The organism is Kitasatospora terrestris (genome assembly GCF_039542905.1).
Taxonomy (GTDB): domain Bacteria; phylum Actinomycetota; class Actinomycetes; order Streptomycetales; family Streptomycetaceae; genus Kitasatospora; species Kitasatospora terrestris.
Window position 1 is genome coordinate 4,462,203 of sequence record NZ_BAABIS010000001.1, and the last position, 16,348, is coordinate 4,478,550.

At 73.3% G+C, this 16,348-nt stretch carries 15 protein-coding genes; 13 read left to right on the plus strand and 2 right to left on the minus strand.

The genetic code is table 11. From position 1 onward, the window contains the following. The first annotated feature begins 173 nt into the window (after positions 1-173). A complete protein-coding gene (locus ABEB06_RS20600) occupies positions 174-941 on the plus strand; it encodes a methyltransferase (RefSeq protein ID WP_345698340.1) in 768 nt (255 codons plus the stop codon). A gap of 16 nt (positions 942-957) precedes the next feature. Beyond that, complete coding sequence (pabB, locus tag ABEB06_RS20605) at positions 958-3,075, plus strand: aminodeoxychorismate synthase component I (protein WP_345698341.1); 2,118 nt, start codon at positions 958-960, stop codon at positions 3,073-3,075. On the opposite strand, the gene ABEB06_RS20610 is transcribed toward pabB, so the two are convergent. Then, positions 3,020-4,186, minus strand: coding sequence for a transaldolase family protein (locus tag ABEB06_RS20610; protein ID WP_345698342.1), 1,167 nt, complete (start codon positions 4,184-4,186; stop codon positions 3,020-3,022). The two genes, pabB and ABEB06_RS20610, sit on opposite strands and share 56 nt — an antisense overlap. Before the next feature lie 272 nt (positions 4,187-4,458). Here ABEB06_RS20610 and ABEB06_RS20615 point away from each other — a divergent pair, with 272 nt between their 5' ends. The 11 genes from ABEB06_RS20615 to ABEB06_RS20665 all read left to right on the plus strand — a co-directional run bounded on the left by ABEB06_RS20615 (position 4,459) and on the right by ABEB06_RS20665 (position 14,951). After that, the gene (locus ABEB06_RS20615; protein ID WP_345698343.1) at positions 4,459-5,079 is read left to right on the plus strand and encodes a flavodoxin family protein; all 621 of its coding nucleotides are present in this window, start codon (positions 4,459-4,461) and stop codon (positions 5,077-5,079) included. Positions 5,080-5,124: 45 nt separating this feature from the next. Beyond that, positions 5,125-6,339 carry a 3-deoxy-7-phosphoheptulonate synthase gene (locus ABEB06_RS20620; RefSeq protein WP_425559663.1) on the plus strand — a complete coding sequence of 405 codons (1,215 nt, stop codon included), beginning with the start codon at positions 5,125-5,127 and terminating at the stop codon, positions 6,337-6,339. A 73-nt stretch (positions 6,340-6,412) separates the two neighbouring features. Beyond that, complete coding sequence (locus tag ABEB06_RS20625) at positions 6,413-7,183, plus strand: 2,3-dihydro-2,3-dihydroxybenzoate dehydrogenase (protein WP_345698344.1); 771 nt, start codon at positions 6,413-6,415, stop codon at positions 7,181-7,183. A 37-nt stretch (positions 7,184-7,220) separates the two neighbouring features. Further along, positions 7,221-7,838, plus strand: a complete 618-nt coding sequence (locus tag ABEB06_RS20630; protein ID WP_345698345.1) for an isochorismatase family protein — start codon at positions 7,221-7,223, stop codon at positions 7,836-7,838. Further along, the gene (locus ABEB06_RS20635; protein ID WP_345698346.1) at positions 7,835-9,754 is read left to right on the plus strand and encodes an anthranilate synthase family protein; all 1,920 of its coding nucleotides are present in this window, start codon (positions 7,835-7,837) and stop codon (positions 9,752-9,754) included. The genes ABEB06_RS20630 and ABEB06_RS20635 overlap by 4 nt, the downstream gene beginning before the upstream one ends. Then, positions 9,751-10,086 (plus strand): hypothetical protein, encoded by a 336-nt coding sequence (locus tag ABEB06_RS20640; protein WP_345698347.1) that lies wholly within the window; start codon positions 9,751-9,753, stop codon positions 10,084-10,086. Before ABEB06_RS20635 ends, ABEB06_RS20640 begins: the two co-directional genes overlap by 4 nt. 176 nt (positions 10,087-10,262) lie before the next feature. Then, the gene (locus ABEB06_RS20645) at positions 10,263-11,198 is read left to right on the plus strand and encodes a 3-oxoacyl-ACP synthase III family protein (protein WP_425559664.1); all 936 of its coding nucleotides are present in this window, start codon (positions 10,263-10,265) and stop codon (positions 11,196-11,198) included. Positions 11,199-11,258: 60 nt separating this feature from the next. Further along, a complete protein-coding gene (locus tag ABEB06_RS20650) occupies positions 11,259-12,065 on the plus strand; it encodes an arylamine N-acetyltransferase family protein (protein ID WP_345698349.1) in 807 nt (268 codons plus the stop codon). A gap of 13 nt (positions 12,066-12,078) precedes the next feature. Then, complete coding sequence (locus ABEB06_RS20655) at positions 12,079-12,456, plus strand: YybH family protein (protein ID WP_345698350.1); 378 nt, start codon at positions 12,079-12,081, stop codon at positions 12,454-12,456. A gap of 24 nt (positions 12,457-12,480) precedes the next feature. Next, entirely contained in the window at positions 12,481-13,581 is a 1,101-nt protein-coding gene (locus tag ABEB06_RS20660; RefSeq protein WP_345698351.1) for a phenylacetate--CoA ligase family protein, read from the plus strand. Next, positions 13,581-14,951, plus strand: coding sequence for an aldehyde dehydrogenase family protein (locus tag ABEB06_RS20665; RefSeq protein ID WP_345698352.1), 1,371 nt, complete (start codon positions 13,581-13,583; stop codon positions 14,949-14,951). Before ABEB06_RS20660 ends, ABEB06_RS20665 begins: the two co-directional genes overlap by 1 nt. A 106-nt stretch (positions 14,952-15,057) precedes the next feature. Here the strand turns inward: ABEB06_RS20665 and ABEB06_RS20670 are convergent, their stop codons facing one another. Next, the gene (locus ABEB06_RS20670) at positions 15,058-16,266 is read right to left on the minus strand and encodes an NAD(P)/FAD-dependent oxidoreductase (RefSeq protein WP_345698353.1); all 1,209 of its coding nucleotides are present in this window, start codon (positions 16,264-16,266) and stop codon (positions 15,058-15,060) included. Positions 16,267-16,348: the final 82 nt, after the last annotated feature.

The following is a 16,348-nucleotide window of genomic DNA, read 5'->3' on the forward strand; positions in this document are numbered from 1 at the left end:
GGTCAAGGAGGTGCCGCGCCGTGTGGTCGGCCCACCGGTGCCCCGGCCACCGATGGCGGTCACCGGGTGTGTTGCCCGATCACCTTCCGGTGCGCATGGGCCTTGAGTGAGGCTTGAGCCACTAACGAGACGTCAGGCAGCCGGCCTGTGCAGAGCTTCTGGGGAGAGCAGCAATGCAGGACGTGATGGACTACCGCCGTTCGCTCGAGCGGAGCCGCCTCTCGCGGATGCGGAGGGACGGGGCGTCGGTGTTCACCATGCAGGGCCGCGAGTGGGACCAGCTGCCGGGGGTGTTCGCCCCGACCGACTCGCCGTCCACCGGGATCGCGCTGGACCTGCTGGGTCTGGCCTCGCCGGACGCCCGCACGCACGGTTCGGTGCTGGAGATCGGCTGCGGCACCGGGGTGATCGCGGTGACCGCGGCCCTGGCCGGCAGCGAGCGGGTGGTCGCCTCCGACATCAACCCGTTCGCCGCCGAGAACGCGCAGCTGAACGCGGCGCGCCACGGGGTCGGCCACAAGGTCCACGCGGTGCACAGCGACCTGTTCGACGCCCTGGAGCCGGGCGAGCGCTTCGACACCATCTTCTGGAGTTCCAACTACGTGCTGGCCCCCGAGGACTACGCGTACGAGCACCCGCACGAGCGGGCCTACGTGGACGCCGGGTACGCGGCCCACCGCCGCTTCCTGGCCGAGGCCCCGTCCTGGCTCACCCCGAACGGCTCGGTGCTGCTGCACTTCTCCAGCCGGGGCGACCTGCTCAGCCTGATGAGGATCGCGGGCGAGGTCGACCGGGCGCTGCGGATGGTGCGCGTCCTGCCGGTCCAGGAGGGCGAGCACGAGGTGCAGCACATGTTGATAGAGATCGCCCCGCGTCATCGGACGCCGTCCGTGCCGGGCACCCGCACGGACGCGGTGCCGCAGCAGGGCCGCCGGGGCTGAGGGCGAGGAGCCGACGATGCGCACGCTACTGGTCGACAACTACGATTCGTTTACGTACAACCTTTTCCACTACCTGGCCGAGGTCAACGGCGAGGAGCCCGAGGTGGTCGTCAACGACGACCCCGCCTGGCAGTTCGACCGGCTCGCCGAGTTCGACAGCGTGGTGCTCTCGCCCGGTCCGGGCAGCCCCGAGCGGCCCTCGGACTTCGGCATCTGCCGGGAGGTCCTGGAGCGCGGCGGCCTGCCGGTGCTCGGGGTGTGCCTGGGCCACCAGGGCCTCGCGGCGCTGCACGGCGGCCGGGTCTCCCGCGCCCCCGAGCCGTACCACGGCCGGCTCTCGGCGGTGGTGCACAACGGCACCGACCTGTTCGCCGGCCTGCCCTCGCCGTTCGAGGCGGTCCGCTACCACTCGCTGGCGGTCGACCGGCTCTCGCCCGAACTGGCCGCCACCGCGTGGACCCGGGACGGCGTCCTGATGGGCCTGAAGCACCGCCAGAAGCCCCTGTGGGGAGTGCAGTTCCACCCCGAGTCGATCGGCGGCAGCTACGGCCACCGGCTGCTGGAGAACTTCCGCGACCTGGCCGACGAGCACAACCACCGCACCGGCCGCACGGTGCGCCGCACCCCGCGCCCGCAGCCGGAACCGGACGCCCGCTTCCTGCCGCGCCGCCGCTTCAAGGTGCTCACCCGCGAACTGGCCACCCGCTGGGAGGACGAGGTCGCCTACGACCGGCTGTTCCGCGGCGGCCCGTTCGCGTACTGGCTGGACAGCAGCCGTCCGGACGACAACCAGGGCCGCTTCTCGATCATGGGTGACGCGGCCGGCCCGCTCGGCCGGGTGGCCACCGCGGACGCCTGGAACTCCACCGTGGTGGTCCGGGACCAGTCCGGCGCCGAGGTGGTCTCCGGCACCTTCCTGGACTGGCTCGACCAGGACCTGCGGCAGCACGCCGTGGACATCCCCGAGCTGCCCTTCGACTTCGCGCTGGGCTGGGTCGGCTACCTCGGCTACGAGCTCAAGGCCGAGTGCGGCGGCGACCGCGCCCACCGCTCCGACCTGCCGGACGCCGCCCTGGTGTTCAGCGCCCGCGCCCTGGTGCTCGACCACGCCACCAACACCAGCCACCTGCTGGCGCTCGCCGAGGAGGGCGAGGAGGAGGCGGCCGAGGCCTGGCTGCGGGACGCCTCCGAGCGGCTCGCCGAGTCCGTCGGCAACCGGCTGCGGATGGCCGCCCAGCCGATGCCGCTGGGCCGGATCGCCATGCGCCACGACCGCGAGGAGTACCTCGGCCTGGTCGAGCGGTGCCAGGAGGAGATCGCCGCCGGCGAGACCTACGAGGCCTGCCTGACCAACATGCTGGAGGCGCCCGGCCGGATCGACCCGTGGGAGGGCTACCGCTTCCTGCGCCGGGTCAGCCCCGCGCCGTTCGCCGCCCTGCTGCAGTTCGGCAAGGTCCAGGTGCTCAGCAGCTCGCCGGAGCGTTTCCTGCGGGTGGACGGCGAGCGCCGGGCCGAGTCCCGGCCGATCAAGGGCACCCGGCCGCGCGGCGCGACCCACCGCGAGGACCGTGCCCTGGCCGAGGACCTGATCAGCAACGAGAAGGACCGCGCCGAGAACCTGATGATCGTCGACCTGGTCCGCAACGACCTCGGTCGGTGCGCCAAGGTCGGCACGGTCGAGGCCGAGGACGTGTTCCGGCTGGAGACCTACGCCAAGGCCCACCAGCTGGTCTCCACCGTCCGCGCGGTGCTGCGCGACGGGCACTCCGCGGTGGACTGCGTCCGGGCCGCCTTCCCGCCCGGCTCGATGACCGGCGCGCCCAAGCGCCGCACCATGCAGATCCTGGACCGGCTGGAGGCCGGGCCGCGCGGGGTCTACTCGGGTGCGATCGGCTACTTCTCGCTGAACGGCACCGCCGACCTGAGCGTGGTGATCCGCACCGCCGTGGTCACCCCCGGACGGATCCGGTACGGCGTGGGCGGCGCGGTGATCGCCCTGTCGGACGCCGCGGCGGAGTTCGAGGAGACGGTGGTGAAGGCCGCGCCGATGCTGGCGCTGACCGGAGGGGAACTGGAACTCAGGAACGGGGACCGGAGCCGGAACCGGCAGCGGGCGACGGCAGCGGCCGGCTGAGGCCGGCGGCCCGCAGCCGTGCGGCGAGCGCCGCGTGGAGGCCGAGCCAGGCGTCGACCAGACCGGTGACGGCCTCGGACTCCAGGCGGCGCACCACGGCGTCGTAGGCGATGCCGAGCCGGCCCAGCCCGTCGAGGACGGACCGGGCCGCCTCGTGCTGACCCATCAAGGTGTCGCCGCGCAGCTGCAGGCTGGTCGCGGCCTCGTCCAGGACCGGGCAGTTCATCGCGTGCACGGTGCCCCAGGAGACCAGGCCCTCGACGTAGCGGGCCCGGGCGGCGGCCGGATCGGCGAGCGCGGAGGCGGTCCACAGCAGCCGCTGCGGACGCGCGCCGTTGGCGCGCAGGGCCCGCCAGCGGGCGCTGCCCAGCCGCTCCTCGTACACCCGGTACATCAGCCGGGCCACCGCCAGGGCGGCCCGGCCGCGCAGCGCGCCCGCGTCCGGTGAGCCGATGTCGGCCAGCCGGCCGTCCACCTCGCGGTCCACCGGGCCGACCGGCAGGGAGGCCACCGAGGCGATCGTGGACAGCTGACGGCCGGCCGCGAGCGCGCGCTCCAGGCCGTCGAAGTACGCGTCCACGGCCTGGCCGTAGCGGGTCACCGAGAACACCCCGGTGATGTGCACGCCGACGCCGGCCGCCACGCAGTCGCGCACGGCCAGCAGGCCCTCGGCGGTCGCCGGGACCTTCACCAGCATGTTCGGACGGTCCACCGCCCGGGCCAGCTCCAGTGCCTCGGCGGTGGTGGCGGCCGGGTCGTGGGCCATCCTCGGGTCCAGGTCCATCGAGACCAGGCCGTCGTAGCCGTGCGTCTCGCCGAACACCGGGAGCATCACGTCACAGGCCAGGCGCAGGTCCTGGACGGAGAGTGCCCACAGGGCGCTCTCCACCGACACGTCCAGCTCGGCCAGGCGGGCCAGCTGCGCGCCGTAGGCGTCGCCGTCGTCGCGCAGCCGGGTGGCCAGCCGGCCCGGGTTGGAGGTCGCGCCGCGCAGGCCGGTCTCCGCCACCAGGCGGGCCAGCAGGCCGGACGAGGCGAGCTTCCGGTGGAAGCCGTCGAGCCACGGGGAGACGCCTTCCGCGACCAGTGGTCGCAGGTCTCCGTGGGACACGGGGGCGACCGGGCTTTCCTTCACGCGGGATCACTGCTCCTCGGCTCTGCGTCAGCCTGAATAGGGTGCTGGGGCCACGAGGATATGGATCGATTCGTGCCCGGAAAACCCCGCGGCCGAAGCAATGTCAGGTCGGCGCCAAATCATCCACCTGATGAAGTAGTTGATGGAGTATCCGTCACCTGACGAAGTGCCGCCCCGGCCGTTGGCCGCCCCTGCCGGCGCTGCCCAGGATCTGCTGAACGAGCAGCCACCCGTAGGAGTTCATGGCCATGACCAAGATAGCCGTCATCTATTACTCGTCGACCGGGAATGTCGCAAAACTCGCCGAGGCCGCCGCGGCCGCCGCGGAGAAGGCGGGCGCCGAGGTCCGGCTGCGCCGGATCGCCGACCCCGAGCGGGAGACCTTCGTGCCGGGTACGGAGACGGCGGTCGAGGTCCTGCGGGAGCGCAATCTCACCATCCCCGAGGCGGAGTTGGACGACCTCGCCTGGGCGGACGGGATCCTGATCGGATCGCCGGTCCGCTTCGGCCTGCCGGCAGCGCCGGTCTCCGCGTTCATCGACTCCACCGCTCCGCTGTCCATCCCCGGCGGCCTGGCGAACAAGGCGGTCTCGGCCTTCACCTCCGGCTCGGCCCCGCACGGCGGCCACGAGACCACCATCCTCGCCCTGCACAACGCCTTCTGCCACTGGGGCTCGCTCATCCTCGCCAACGGCTCCACCGACCCGGTCCTCTTCCAGCCGAACAACGGCAACCCGTACGGCAGCAGCGCCGTTTCGCGGAACCGTCCCGGCCAGGTGCACGAGGAGAACCTGGCGGCCGTCGAGTACCAGGCCCGCCGGGTCGTCCAGGTCGCCTCGCTCGTCCGGAACCTGAACGCCGCCGCCTGAGCCAGGCCCGCCCCGGGCCGCGCATCCCACCCCATGGAGACATCAGTGGACAACGCCCTGCTCGACCTCAGACTCCCGTCCGAAGCCGGGGGGTCGACGGAGGAGACGTACCAGGTGCGGCCTGCCCTGCAGCAGCCCGACTGGCCGGACGCGGTCGAACTCCAGTCCGTACGGGAGGAGCTGGCCGTCCGGCCCGCCCTGGTCACCGGCCACGACGTCCGCCGACTGCGCTCGCTGCTCGCGCAGGTGGCCGACGGCGAGGCCCACGTGGTCCAGTCCGGCGACTGCGCCGAGGACCCGGCCGAGTGCACCTCCGGCTACGTCGCCCGCAAGGCGGGCCTGCTGGACGCCCTGGCCGGCGTCCTGAAGATCACCACTCACCGCCCGGTGGTCCGGATCGGCCGGATGGCCGGCCAGTTCGGCAAGCCCCGCTCCAGCGCCACCGAGCTGGTCGGCGGCGTCGAACTCCCGGTCTACCGCGGCCACATGGTCAACAGCCCGGAGCCCGACCCGCAGGGCCGGATCCCGGACCCGCGCCGCCTGCTGGACGGCTACCAGGCCGCCCGCGAGGCGATCGGCCACCTCGGCTGGCTCGACGGCGGGCACCGCTCGCCCACCTGCCCGCCGGTGTGGACCAGCCACGAGGCGCTGCTGCTGGACTACGAGATCCCCCTGCTGCGCCGCGACGAGGAGGGCCAACTGCTGCTCGCCTCGACGCACTTCCCCTGGATCGGCGAGCGCACCCGGCAGCTGGACGGCGCCCACGTCGCCCTGCTCGCCAAGGTCGTCAACCCGATCGCCTGCAAGGTCGGCCCCACCATGAGCCCGGACGAGCTGCGCCGCCTGTGCGAGCTGCTCGACCCGGACCGCGAGCCCGGCCGGCTCACCCTGATCTCCCGGATGGGCGCGGCCAACGCCGCCGCCAAGCTGCCCGCGCTGGTCGAGGCGGTCCGCGCGGCCGGCCACCCGGTGGTCTGGCTCACCGACCCGATGCACGGCAACACCGTCAGCGGACCGGACGGCCTCAAGACCCGCCTGGTGGAGACCGTGATCCAGGAGGTCGAGGCCTTCCAGCAGGCCGTCCGCACGGCCGGCGGCACCGCCGGCGGCCTCCACCTGGAGACCACCCCCGACGACGTCACCGAGTGCGCGCACGACGCCTCCGGCCTGCCCGGCATCGGCGACAAGTACACGAGTTTCTGCGACCCGCGGCTCAACCCGGCCCAGGCCATCGCGGTGGTCTCGGCCTGGCGAGCCTGACCGCGGGTCGCGGACATCCCCAACCCACGGCCGCCGGTCCGCGAACCGGACCGGCACAGGGAGGTCCGGAACCATGGAGAACAAGGTGGCCCTCGTCACCGGAGCGGCCGGCGGCATCGGTGCCGCAGTCGTCCAGGCGTTGGCCGAACGCGGGGCCCTCGTGGCCGCCGCGGACCGCGACGCGGACCGCCTCGACGAGACGGTCGGCAAACTCGCCGCAGAAGGCCTGCGGGTCGAGTCCTTCCCCGCGGACGTCACCGCAAGCGCCTCCGTCGAGGCCATGGTCGAGGAGGTCGAGCAGCGGCTCGGCCCGATCGACTACCTGGTCAACGCGGCGGGCGTGCTGCGCCTCGGCGACGTCCGCGACTTCACCGACGAGGACTGGCGGATCACCTTCTCCGTCAACGTCGACGGCGTCTTCCACGTCTCCCGGGCGGTGGTCAACCGGATGGTGCCCCGCCGCTCCGGAGCGATCGTCACGGTGGCGTCCAACGCGGCCGTCACCCCGCGGACCGAGATGGCCGCGTACTCCGCCTCCAAGGCGGCCGCGACCCTCTTCACCAAGAGCCTCGGGCTGGAGGTCGCCCAGTACGGCATCCGCTGCAACCTGGTGGCCCCCGGCTCGACCGACACCCGGATGCTCAGCTCGATGTGGCAGGACGACAGCGGCCGGCGCGGCACCATCGAGGGCCGCCCGTCCTCGTACCGGGTCGGCATCCCGCTCGGCAAGCTGGCCGCCCCCAAGGACGTCGCCAACGCCGTCGTCTTCCTGCTCTCGGACGACGCCGGCCACATCACCCTGCACGACCTCACCGTGGACGGAGGTGCCGGACTCGGTGCCTAGCAGCGTCCCCACCCAGCCGAGGCAGGAGACACGCCCCATGGCAGGCATACCCGCCATCGCCCCCTACCCGATGCCCAGTGCGGAGGAGCTCCCCGCCAACACCGCCACCTGGAAGGTCGACCCCGACCGGGCCGTGCTGCTCGTCCACGACATGCAGCGCTACTTCCTCGAGCCGCTCGGCGACGACGCCGAGCTCCTGGAGAACGCCGTGCGGCTGCGCGACTGGGCCGTCGCCCACGGCGTGCCCGTCGCCTACACCGCGCAGCCCGGCGGCATGACCGCCGAGCAGCGCGGCCTGCTGATGGACTTCTGGGGACCCGGCATGAAGGTCGACCCGGCGGACCGTCAGATCGTCGACCCGCTGGCCCCCCGCCCGGAGGACTGGCTGGTCACCAAGTGGCGCTACAGCGCCTTCCACAACAACGACTTCCTGCAGCGGATGCGCGCCAGCGGCCGCGACCAGCTGGTGGTCTGCGGGGTCTACGCGCACGTCGGCATCCTGATGACCGCGGTGGAGGCGTTCACCAACGACATCGAGACCTTCCTGGTCGCCGACGCCGTCGCGGACTTCTCCGCCGACCACCACCGGATGGCCCTGGAGTACGCGGCCCAGCGCTGCGCCGTCGTGCTCACCGCCCAGGAGGTGGCGGCATGACCCTTCTCGACGCCGTCCTGGCCGACCAGCAGCGGCCGTTCGCGCTGATGTACCGGCCGGAGACGACCGGGCCCGGCCTGGTCGACGTGGTGCGCGGCGAGGTCGCCGAGCCCGCCACCCTCGCCGAGATCCCGCTGCCCGGGGACACCTCCCCGGGCGGCGGCCCCCGGCACGAGGTGCTCGCCCTGGTCCCGTACCGGCAGATCGCCGAGCGCGGCTTCGAGGCGCCCGACGACGGCGCGCCGCTGCTCGCGCTCACCGTCACCGAGCAGGCCGTCCACCCGCTCGCCGAGGTGCTGGCCAGGATCCCGGACGTGCCGATCGAGCTGGTCGGCGGCCACTTCGACGTCGCCGACGAGGAGTACGCGCAGACCGTCCGCCGGGTGATCGCGGAGGAGATCGGCGAGGGCGCCGGCGCCAACTTCGTGATCAAGCGGTCCTTCACCGCGGACATCACCGGCTACACCCCGGCCGCCGCGCTGGCCCTGTTCCGCCGGCTGCTCCAGCGCGAGCACGGCGCGTACTGGACCTTCGTGGTGCACACCGGGGAGCGCACCCTGGTCGGCGCCACCCCCGAGCGGCACATCAGCGTGCACGGCGGCACCGCGGTGATGAACCCGATCAGCGGCACCTACCGCTACCCGGCCGCCGGCCCCTCGCTGCCCGAGGTGATGGACTTCCTCGCCGACCGCAAGGAGGCAGACGAGCTGTACATGGTGGTCGACGAGGAACTCAAGATGATGGCCCGGATCTGCGAGACGGGCGGCCGCGTGGTCGGCCCGTACCTCAAGGAGATGGCCCGCCTCGCGCACACCGAGTACTTCATCGAGGGCCGCACCGACCGCGACCCGCGGGAGATCCTGCGCGAGACGATGTTCGCGCCGACCGTCACCGGCAGCCCGCTGGAGTCGGCGGCCCGGGTGATCGGCAAGTACGAGCCGGCCGGCCGCGGCTACTACAGCGGCGTCGCCGCGCTGATCGGCCGGGACGCGGCCGGGGAGCGCACGCTGGACTCGGCGATCCTGATCCGCACCGCCGACATCGACGCCGGCGGCCGGGTCCGGATCGGGGTCGGCGCGACCCTGGTCCGGCACTCCGACCCGCTCTCCGAGGTGGCCGAGACCCGGGCCAAGGCCGCCGGGCTGATCGCCGCCCTGCAGGCGGGGGAGCGGACCGGCTTCGGCTCGCACCCGAGCGTGCGGGCCGCGCTCGCCGAGCGCAACCGCTCGATCGCCGGGTTCTGGCTCGCCGAGGACGCCGAACGGGAGAGCCCGCGGGCCGGCCTCGCCGGCCGCCGGGTCCTGGTGGTGGACGCCGAGGACACCTTCACCTCGATGATCGACCACCAACTCCGCTCGCTCGGACTGGAGGTGACGGTCCGCCGGTTCGACGAGCCGTACTCCCTGGACGGCTGGGACCTGGTCGTGATGGGCCCCGGCCCCGGCGACCCCCGGCACACCGGCCACCCGAAGATCGCCCACCTGCGCTCCGCCGTGGCCGAGTTGCTGGACCGCCGGCAGCCCTTCCTGGCGGTCTGCCTCAGCCACCAGGTGCTCTCCACCGCCCTCGGGCTGGAGCTGCGCCGCCGCGACGTGCCCAACCAGGGCGTGCAGCGGCCGATCGACCTGTTCGGCAGGTCCGAGCGGGTCGGCTTCTACAACACCTTCGCCGCCAACAGCGCCGGCGACGCGTTCGAGGCGGCCGGCGTCGGTACCGTCCGGGTCAGCCGCGACCCCGCCACCGGCGAGGTGCACGCCCTGCGCGGACCGCACTTCGCGTCCATGCAGTTCCACGCCGAATCGGTGCTCACCCAGGACGGCGTACGGATCACCGGCGACCTGATCGCCGCCGTGCTGGACTCCGCGGTGCCGCCCCCGGCGGTGCTGGAGACCGCGGTGCCGGCGGGCGCCCGATGAGGGCGGTCGTCGCCTGGTGGGACCTGGACGGCTCGGCGCAGACCGTCGACTCGCTGCGGGAGTTCCTGCGCGAGGAGGCGGTCGAGCGCTGGGCCGCCTTCCCCGGCCTGCTGCTCAAGGTCTGGATCGCCGACCGCGAGCGCAACCGCTGGGGTGCCTTCCAGCTCTGGGAGTCCGCCGAGGCGGCCGCCCAGCCGCTCTCCACCCGGGCCGCCGAGCTGATCGGCTTCCTGCCCACCGAGCGGCTGACCTTCGAGGTCGAGGCGACCACCGAGGGCATCCACCAACTGCCCACGCTTGCCCGGCTCGGGGCCGCACTCGCCGACACCTGACAAGGTCAGTGTCCGGCCTTTGCCCGACGCAATCCTCCGGCGCGACCATCAATACGCGGACGAATCCGATTGAGCGAGGGGAAATAGGAATGATCACTACGGGAATTCCCGGGAAAGGCCGGCCGAACTCCGGGATCGGCATCGTGGGAACCGGCTCGTACCTTCCGTCCCACGTGGTGACGAATTCCGAGGTCGGCGAGCCCGCCGGGGTCACCGGCGAGTGGATCCACGCGAAGACCGGAATTCTGAACCGCCGCCGGGCCAAGGACGACGAGGCCACCAGCGACCTGGCGGTGATCGCCGCCCGGGCCGCGCTGGAGAACGCCGGGCTGACGCCCTCCGACCTCTCGCTCATCGTGGTCGCCACCTCCACCCCCGACTCCCCGCAGCCCCCGACCGCCTGCCTGGTGGCCGACGAACTCGGCTGCGACGCCGGCACGGCGGCCTTCGACGTCAACGCGGTGTGCAGCGGCTTCGTCTTCGCCCTGACCACCGCCGAGCGGATCCTGCGCGACTCCGGCTCCCAGTACGCGCTCGTCATCGGCGCCGACGTGTACTCCCGGATCCTCAACCCGGCCGACCGCAAGACCGCCATCCTGTTCGGCGACGGCGCCGGCGCCGTGGTCCTCGGCCCGGCGGCCGGACCCGACCGCGGCCTGCTGGCCGGCCGGCTCGCCAGCTTCGGCGCCGACCGCCACCTGATCGAGGTCCCGGCCGGCGGCAGCCGGCTGCCGGCCACCGCCGAGACCGTCAGCGAGGGCCTGCACTGGTTCCGGATGAACGGCCGCGGCGTGCGCGACTTCGTCAACGCCGAGGTCCCCCCCGCCGTCCGGACCTTCCTCGCCGACGCCGGCGTCACCCCCGACCAGATCGCCCGCTTCGTGCCGCACCAGGCCAACGGTCGGATGCTCGAGGAACTCGCCGAGCCCATCGGCATCCCGTTCGAGCGCTTCAGCACCAGCTTCCAGGAGTACGGGAACACCGGCTCCGCCTCGGTCGCCGTCACCCTCGACCTGGCCGCCCGCAGCGGGCAGCTGAACCCCGGCGACCTGGTCCTGCTGGCCGGCTTCGGCGGCGGCATGGCCATGGGCCTCGCCCTGCTGCGCTGGTAGCCGGCCGCACCACCACCCCCCCCACTTCACAGACCCTCACCACCCGACAAGGAGACAGCGGTGCTGGACGACACCCTGGTGGACGCGTACCTCGCGCGGATCGGCGCCCGGCGCCCCGCACAGCCCGACCTCGACGGCCTGCGCCACCTGCAGGAGCGGCAGGTCCTCACGGTGCCGTTCGAGAACCTGGGCTACCACCTCGACGAGCCGATCCACATGGACGAGCAGGTCCTCGACAAGATCGTCCGCCAGCACCGCGGCGGCGGCTGCTACGAGGTCAACCCGGCGCTCTCCTTCCTGCTGACCGCCCTCGGCTACCAGGTCGAGATCCTCCCCGGCCGGGTCCACCGGCCGGGCGGGGAGCTCGGCGCCGCGATGTGCCACCTCGCTCTGCGGGTCACCCTGGACGGCCGGCAGTGGCTGGTCGACACCGGCTTCGGCCGCAACAGCCGCCACCCGCTCGACCTCGCCTCCCGCGAGGTGCAGAGCGACCCGGACGGCGAGTACCTGCTGGTCGACGCGGAGGAGGGCGGCATCGACGTCCTGCTGAACGGCAAGCCGCTCTACCGGCTCGACGACCGCGCCGTGCGCATCGCCGACTTCCGCCCCACCCTGTGGTGGTACCGCACCTCCCCCGAGTCCCCGTTCCTCCAGGACGTGTTCTGCTCGCTGCGGACCGAGGACGGCCGGATCACCCTCAAGGGCAACCAGCTCTCCGTGCTGGCCGGCAAGGAGCGCAGCTCCGAGACCTACCCGGACGACGCCGGGGTCCTCGCCGCGTACAAGACCCACTTCGGCTTCAGCCTCGACCGGCTGCCCGGCGAGCCGCAGCTCGGCGGGGCCACCGCCGGCGTGCAGACCGGCTGAGGGGCCCGCCGTCATGACGATCGCCCCCACCGATCCCGCCGAACTGCCCTACGTCTTCGCGGACGCCTTCAACTCCGGCGACCTCGCCGCGATCGACCGGCTCTTCGAGGTCGACGCCCTGTTCGTCACCGAGCCCGGCCGCACCGTCCGGGGCGAGGAGCGGCTGAAGGCCAACGCCCGGTTCCTCGCCCTCGGCGTGCCGATCAAGCTGACGCTCCGCCACAGCTACGTGACCGGCGACCTCGCCCTGCTGATCGGGGACTACCTGATCGAGGGCGACGGCCCCCAGGGCCCGATCCGGCTCGAAGGCTCGGCCACCGATGTCGCCCGCCGCGGCCCCGACGGGCGCTGGCGCTACGCGATCGACAACCCGTCGGGTATCGACCGCTGAACTCCCCACTCTGGAAGGATTGTTGTGTCGACTGCCGCTGACCCGGTGCTGGACCTGCCGTTCGACGTCCAGCCCGACCCGGAGGAGTACCTGAGCGCCGCGATGCGCTGGCACTTCTCCCCCGAGACCGGCTCCCCGTTCTGGCTGGAGCGCGCCGACAGCCTCGGCTTCGACCCGCTGACCGACATCCGCAGCTGGGCGGACCTGGCCAGGTTCCCCAACCTGGCCAACGAGCTGCGCTTCGCCCGCGTCGAGGACCTGATCCCGCGCGGCTACGGCGAGCGCCCCGACGTGGTCGGCATCTACGAGAGCGGCGGCACCACCGGCGCCCCCAAGCGGATCGTGCTGCTGCGCGACTGGCTGGACAAGCTGCTCGGCTGGTCCAGCGCCCAGCTCGACGGCCACGGCGTCCCGAAGGACGTCAACTGGCTGATCGTCGCCCCCAACGGCCCGCACATGGTCGGCGACGTCATCAAGCAGCAGACCGCCCACCGCGGCGGCCTCTCCTTCACCGTCGACCTCGACCCGCGCTGGGTCAAGAAGCTGATCGGCGACGGCAAGGCCGCCGAGGCCGGCGCCTACGCCGAGCACATCGTCGACCAGGTCGCGTTCGCCCTGGAGACCCAGGACATCGGCGTGCTGATGTGCACCCCGCCGGTGCTGGAGCGGATCGCCCGCCGCGACGACCTCGCCAAGCTGGTCAACGAGAAGGTCCGCGCGATCAACTGGGTCGGCACCCAGATGGACCCCGACACCCGCCACCTCTACCGCACCGAGGTCTTCCCGAACGCGGTCCTGTACAGCGGCTACGGCTCCACCATGATCCTCGGCAACGCCAGCGAGCGGCACGGCCTCACCGACGACGACCCGTGCATCTACGACCCGTACTCGCCGTACATGAGCTTCGGCGCCGTCGACCCGAAGACCGGGGAGACCGTCGAGTACGGGCAGCGCGGCCAGGTGGTCATGCACCACGTCTCCAAGAGCCTGCTGATGCCGAACAACCTGGAGCGCGACTACGGCACCCGGCTGCCGGGCCTGCCCGGGCAGATCGGCGACTCGGTCGCCGACATCGCCCCCGTCCAGGAGTTCGACAACGAGACCGTGATCGAGGGCGTGTACTGATGGACGACCTCATCCAGCTCGACGCACTCGGGCCGAGCGGGGCCTTCCGGGCCCGCAAGCGGCTCACCGTCACCGACGTCACCGGGGTGCCGGTCGCCGAACTCAGCATCGTCCCCAAGCTGTTCGTGACCCGCGCGATGAAGGCCCTGCACGGGGCCGAGAGCCTGCCCGCCGAGGAGCGGATCGCCAGGCTGGCGCGGGCCGGCCGGATCTTCGCCGACGACGTCATCGACGGACTGACCTTCGACCAGTACGAGCGGACCGTCGCCCGGGTCTCCGGCGTGCCGCTCTCCGTGGTCCGCGACGCCACCGCGGCGATCGTCGACTCCGCCGAGAAGTCCGGCTGGGCCGCCTACCGGGCACAGCCGGTCGGCGCGGTCGGCGACTGGCGGTCGGACGAGACCCGCAGCGGCAGCGCGGTGTGGACCCGCAAGGGCAGCGTCTTCGCCGTCCACGCCGCCGGCAACCACCCCGGGCCGCACTCGCTGTGGCTGGAGGCGCTCGCCCTCGGCTACCGGATCGCCGTCCGCCCCTCGCGGCGCGAACCCTTCACCCCGCACCGCCTGGTCACCGCGCTGCGCGCGGCCGGCTTCGGCGAGGACCAGGTCGTCCTGCTCCCCACCGACCACGACGCCGCCGACGAGATCCTCGCCCTGGCCGACCTCGGCCTGGTCTACGGCGGAGACGAGGTGGTCAAGAAGTACTCCGGCAGCACCGTGCTCCCGCAGGGCCCCGGCCGCTCCAAGATCCTCGTCACCGCCGACGCCGACTGGCGCGACCACCTCGACACCATCGTCGACTCGATCAGCCACCAGGGCGGCGTCGCCTGCATCAACGCCACCACCGTGCTGGTCGACGGCGACCCCGGCCCGCTCGCCGAGGCGATCGCGGAACGGCTCGCCACCATCCCGAGCCTGCCGCCCGAGGACGAGAAGGCCGTGCTCGCCGTCCAGCCCGTCGAGTCGGCCCGCGCCATCGAGCGCTTCCTGCTCGCCCGCGCCGCCGGCACCAAGGCCTGGCTCGGCGGCGACGGAGTCGTCGAGGAGCTGGGCGACGGCAGCGCCGTCCTGCGCCCGGCCGTCCACCAGCTCGACCGGCACGACGCCGAGCAGGCCTCGGTGGAGCTCCCGTTCCCCTGCGTGTGGGTCGCGCCGTGGAGCCCGGAGGCGGGCGTCGCGCCGCTGCGCGGCAGCCTGGTGCTGACCGTCTTCACCGAGGACGACCGGCTGGTCGACCGGCTGCTCGACGAGCCGAGCATCAGCAACGTCTACCGCGGCGACCACCCGACCTACTGGATCCGCCCCGGCGTCCCGCACGACGGTTACCTGGGCGAGTTCCTGATGCGGACCAAGACCGTCATCCGCGACTGACCCGCCGCAAGACCCCCGTCAGCCCCCGTCAGCCCCCGGCTACTCCCCGAGCCGGGGGCTCGCGACTGTCCGCTCCCGGGTGGGGGCGCGCGGCGCCCCCACCCCTTCACGGCCGGGTCAGCAACTGGTCCGGGGACGTGGGGAGCTCCTTGCCCAGGTACGGGCGGAGGGTGCCGAAGGCGCTCGCGTCGCCCGCGAGGACCGCGCCGAGCAGGGTGCGGCCGTCCTCGGCGAGGACGAGCTTGGCGTAGGTGCCGGCCGCGGCGTCGGTGTAGGCGAGCTCCACCGCGCCGGCGGTGGTCGCGTGGGCGTCGCCGAGGCTGGCGACCTCGACCCCGAGCAGCTTGAGGCGGGTGGCGGTGTCCGCGCCCGCGAACGGGACGCTGTCGACGCCGAGCAGCTGCCCGACCACGCTCTCCGCCATCCGGTACCCCGGCGCGACCAGCCCGTAGCAGCGGCCCTCGACCGCCGCGCAGTCGCCGACCGCCCAGATCCGCGGGTCCTCGGTGCGGCAGCGGTCGTCCACCAGGACGCCGCCGCGCTCGCCGACCGCCAGGCCCGCGCCGCGCGCCAGCTCGTCCCGGGGCCGGACGCCCGCCGCGAACACCACCAGCTCGGTGTCGACCGCGCTGCCGTCGGCCAGCCGCACCCGGCGCACCCGCCCGTCCAGGCAGGCCTCGACGGCCGCGGTGCCGATCCCCAGGTGCAGTTCCACGCCGAGGGCCGCGATCAGCCGGGCGAGCACCGCGCCGCCGCCGTCGTCCACCTGGACCGGCATCAGGCGCGGGGCCAGCTCCACGACGTGCGGCCGCATGCCGAGCAGCCGCAGCGCGTTCGCCGCCTCCAGGCCGAGCAGGCCGCCGCCGATCACCACGCCGGCCCGGCCCGGGCGGGCCGCCGCGCGGATCCCGTCGAGGTCGGCCAGGGTCCGGTAGCGGTGGCAGCCCGGCAGCTCGTGCCCGGGCACCGGCGGGACGAACGGCCGGGCGCCGGTGGCGAGCACCAGGGCGTCGTAGTGCACCACGGTGCCGTCGTCGCAGCGCACCAGCCGGCGGCGGCGGTCGACGGCGAGCGCGGTGGTGTCCAGCAGCAGGTGGATCGAGGGGTCGGCGAGGAAGCCGGGCCCGGCGAGCGCCAGGTGGTCGGCGCCGCGGCCCTCCACGGACGAGGAGAGCGCCACCCGGTCGTACGCGGGCACGCTCTCCTCGGCGAGGACGACGACGCGCCAGGCGTCCGTCCGGTCGCGGGACCTGAGCTGCTCGATCAGGTGGTGGCCGACCATGCCGTGGCCGACGACGACGAGGGTGCGGATCATGGGGGCTCCGTTCGGGAGGTGTCGACAGACGGGCGCCCCACCCGGCCGCCGGACGGCGGGCGGGTGGGGCGCGGCGGGTACG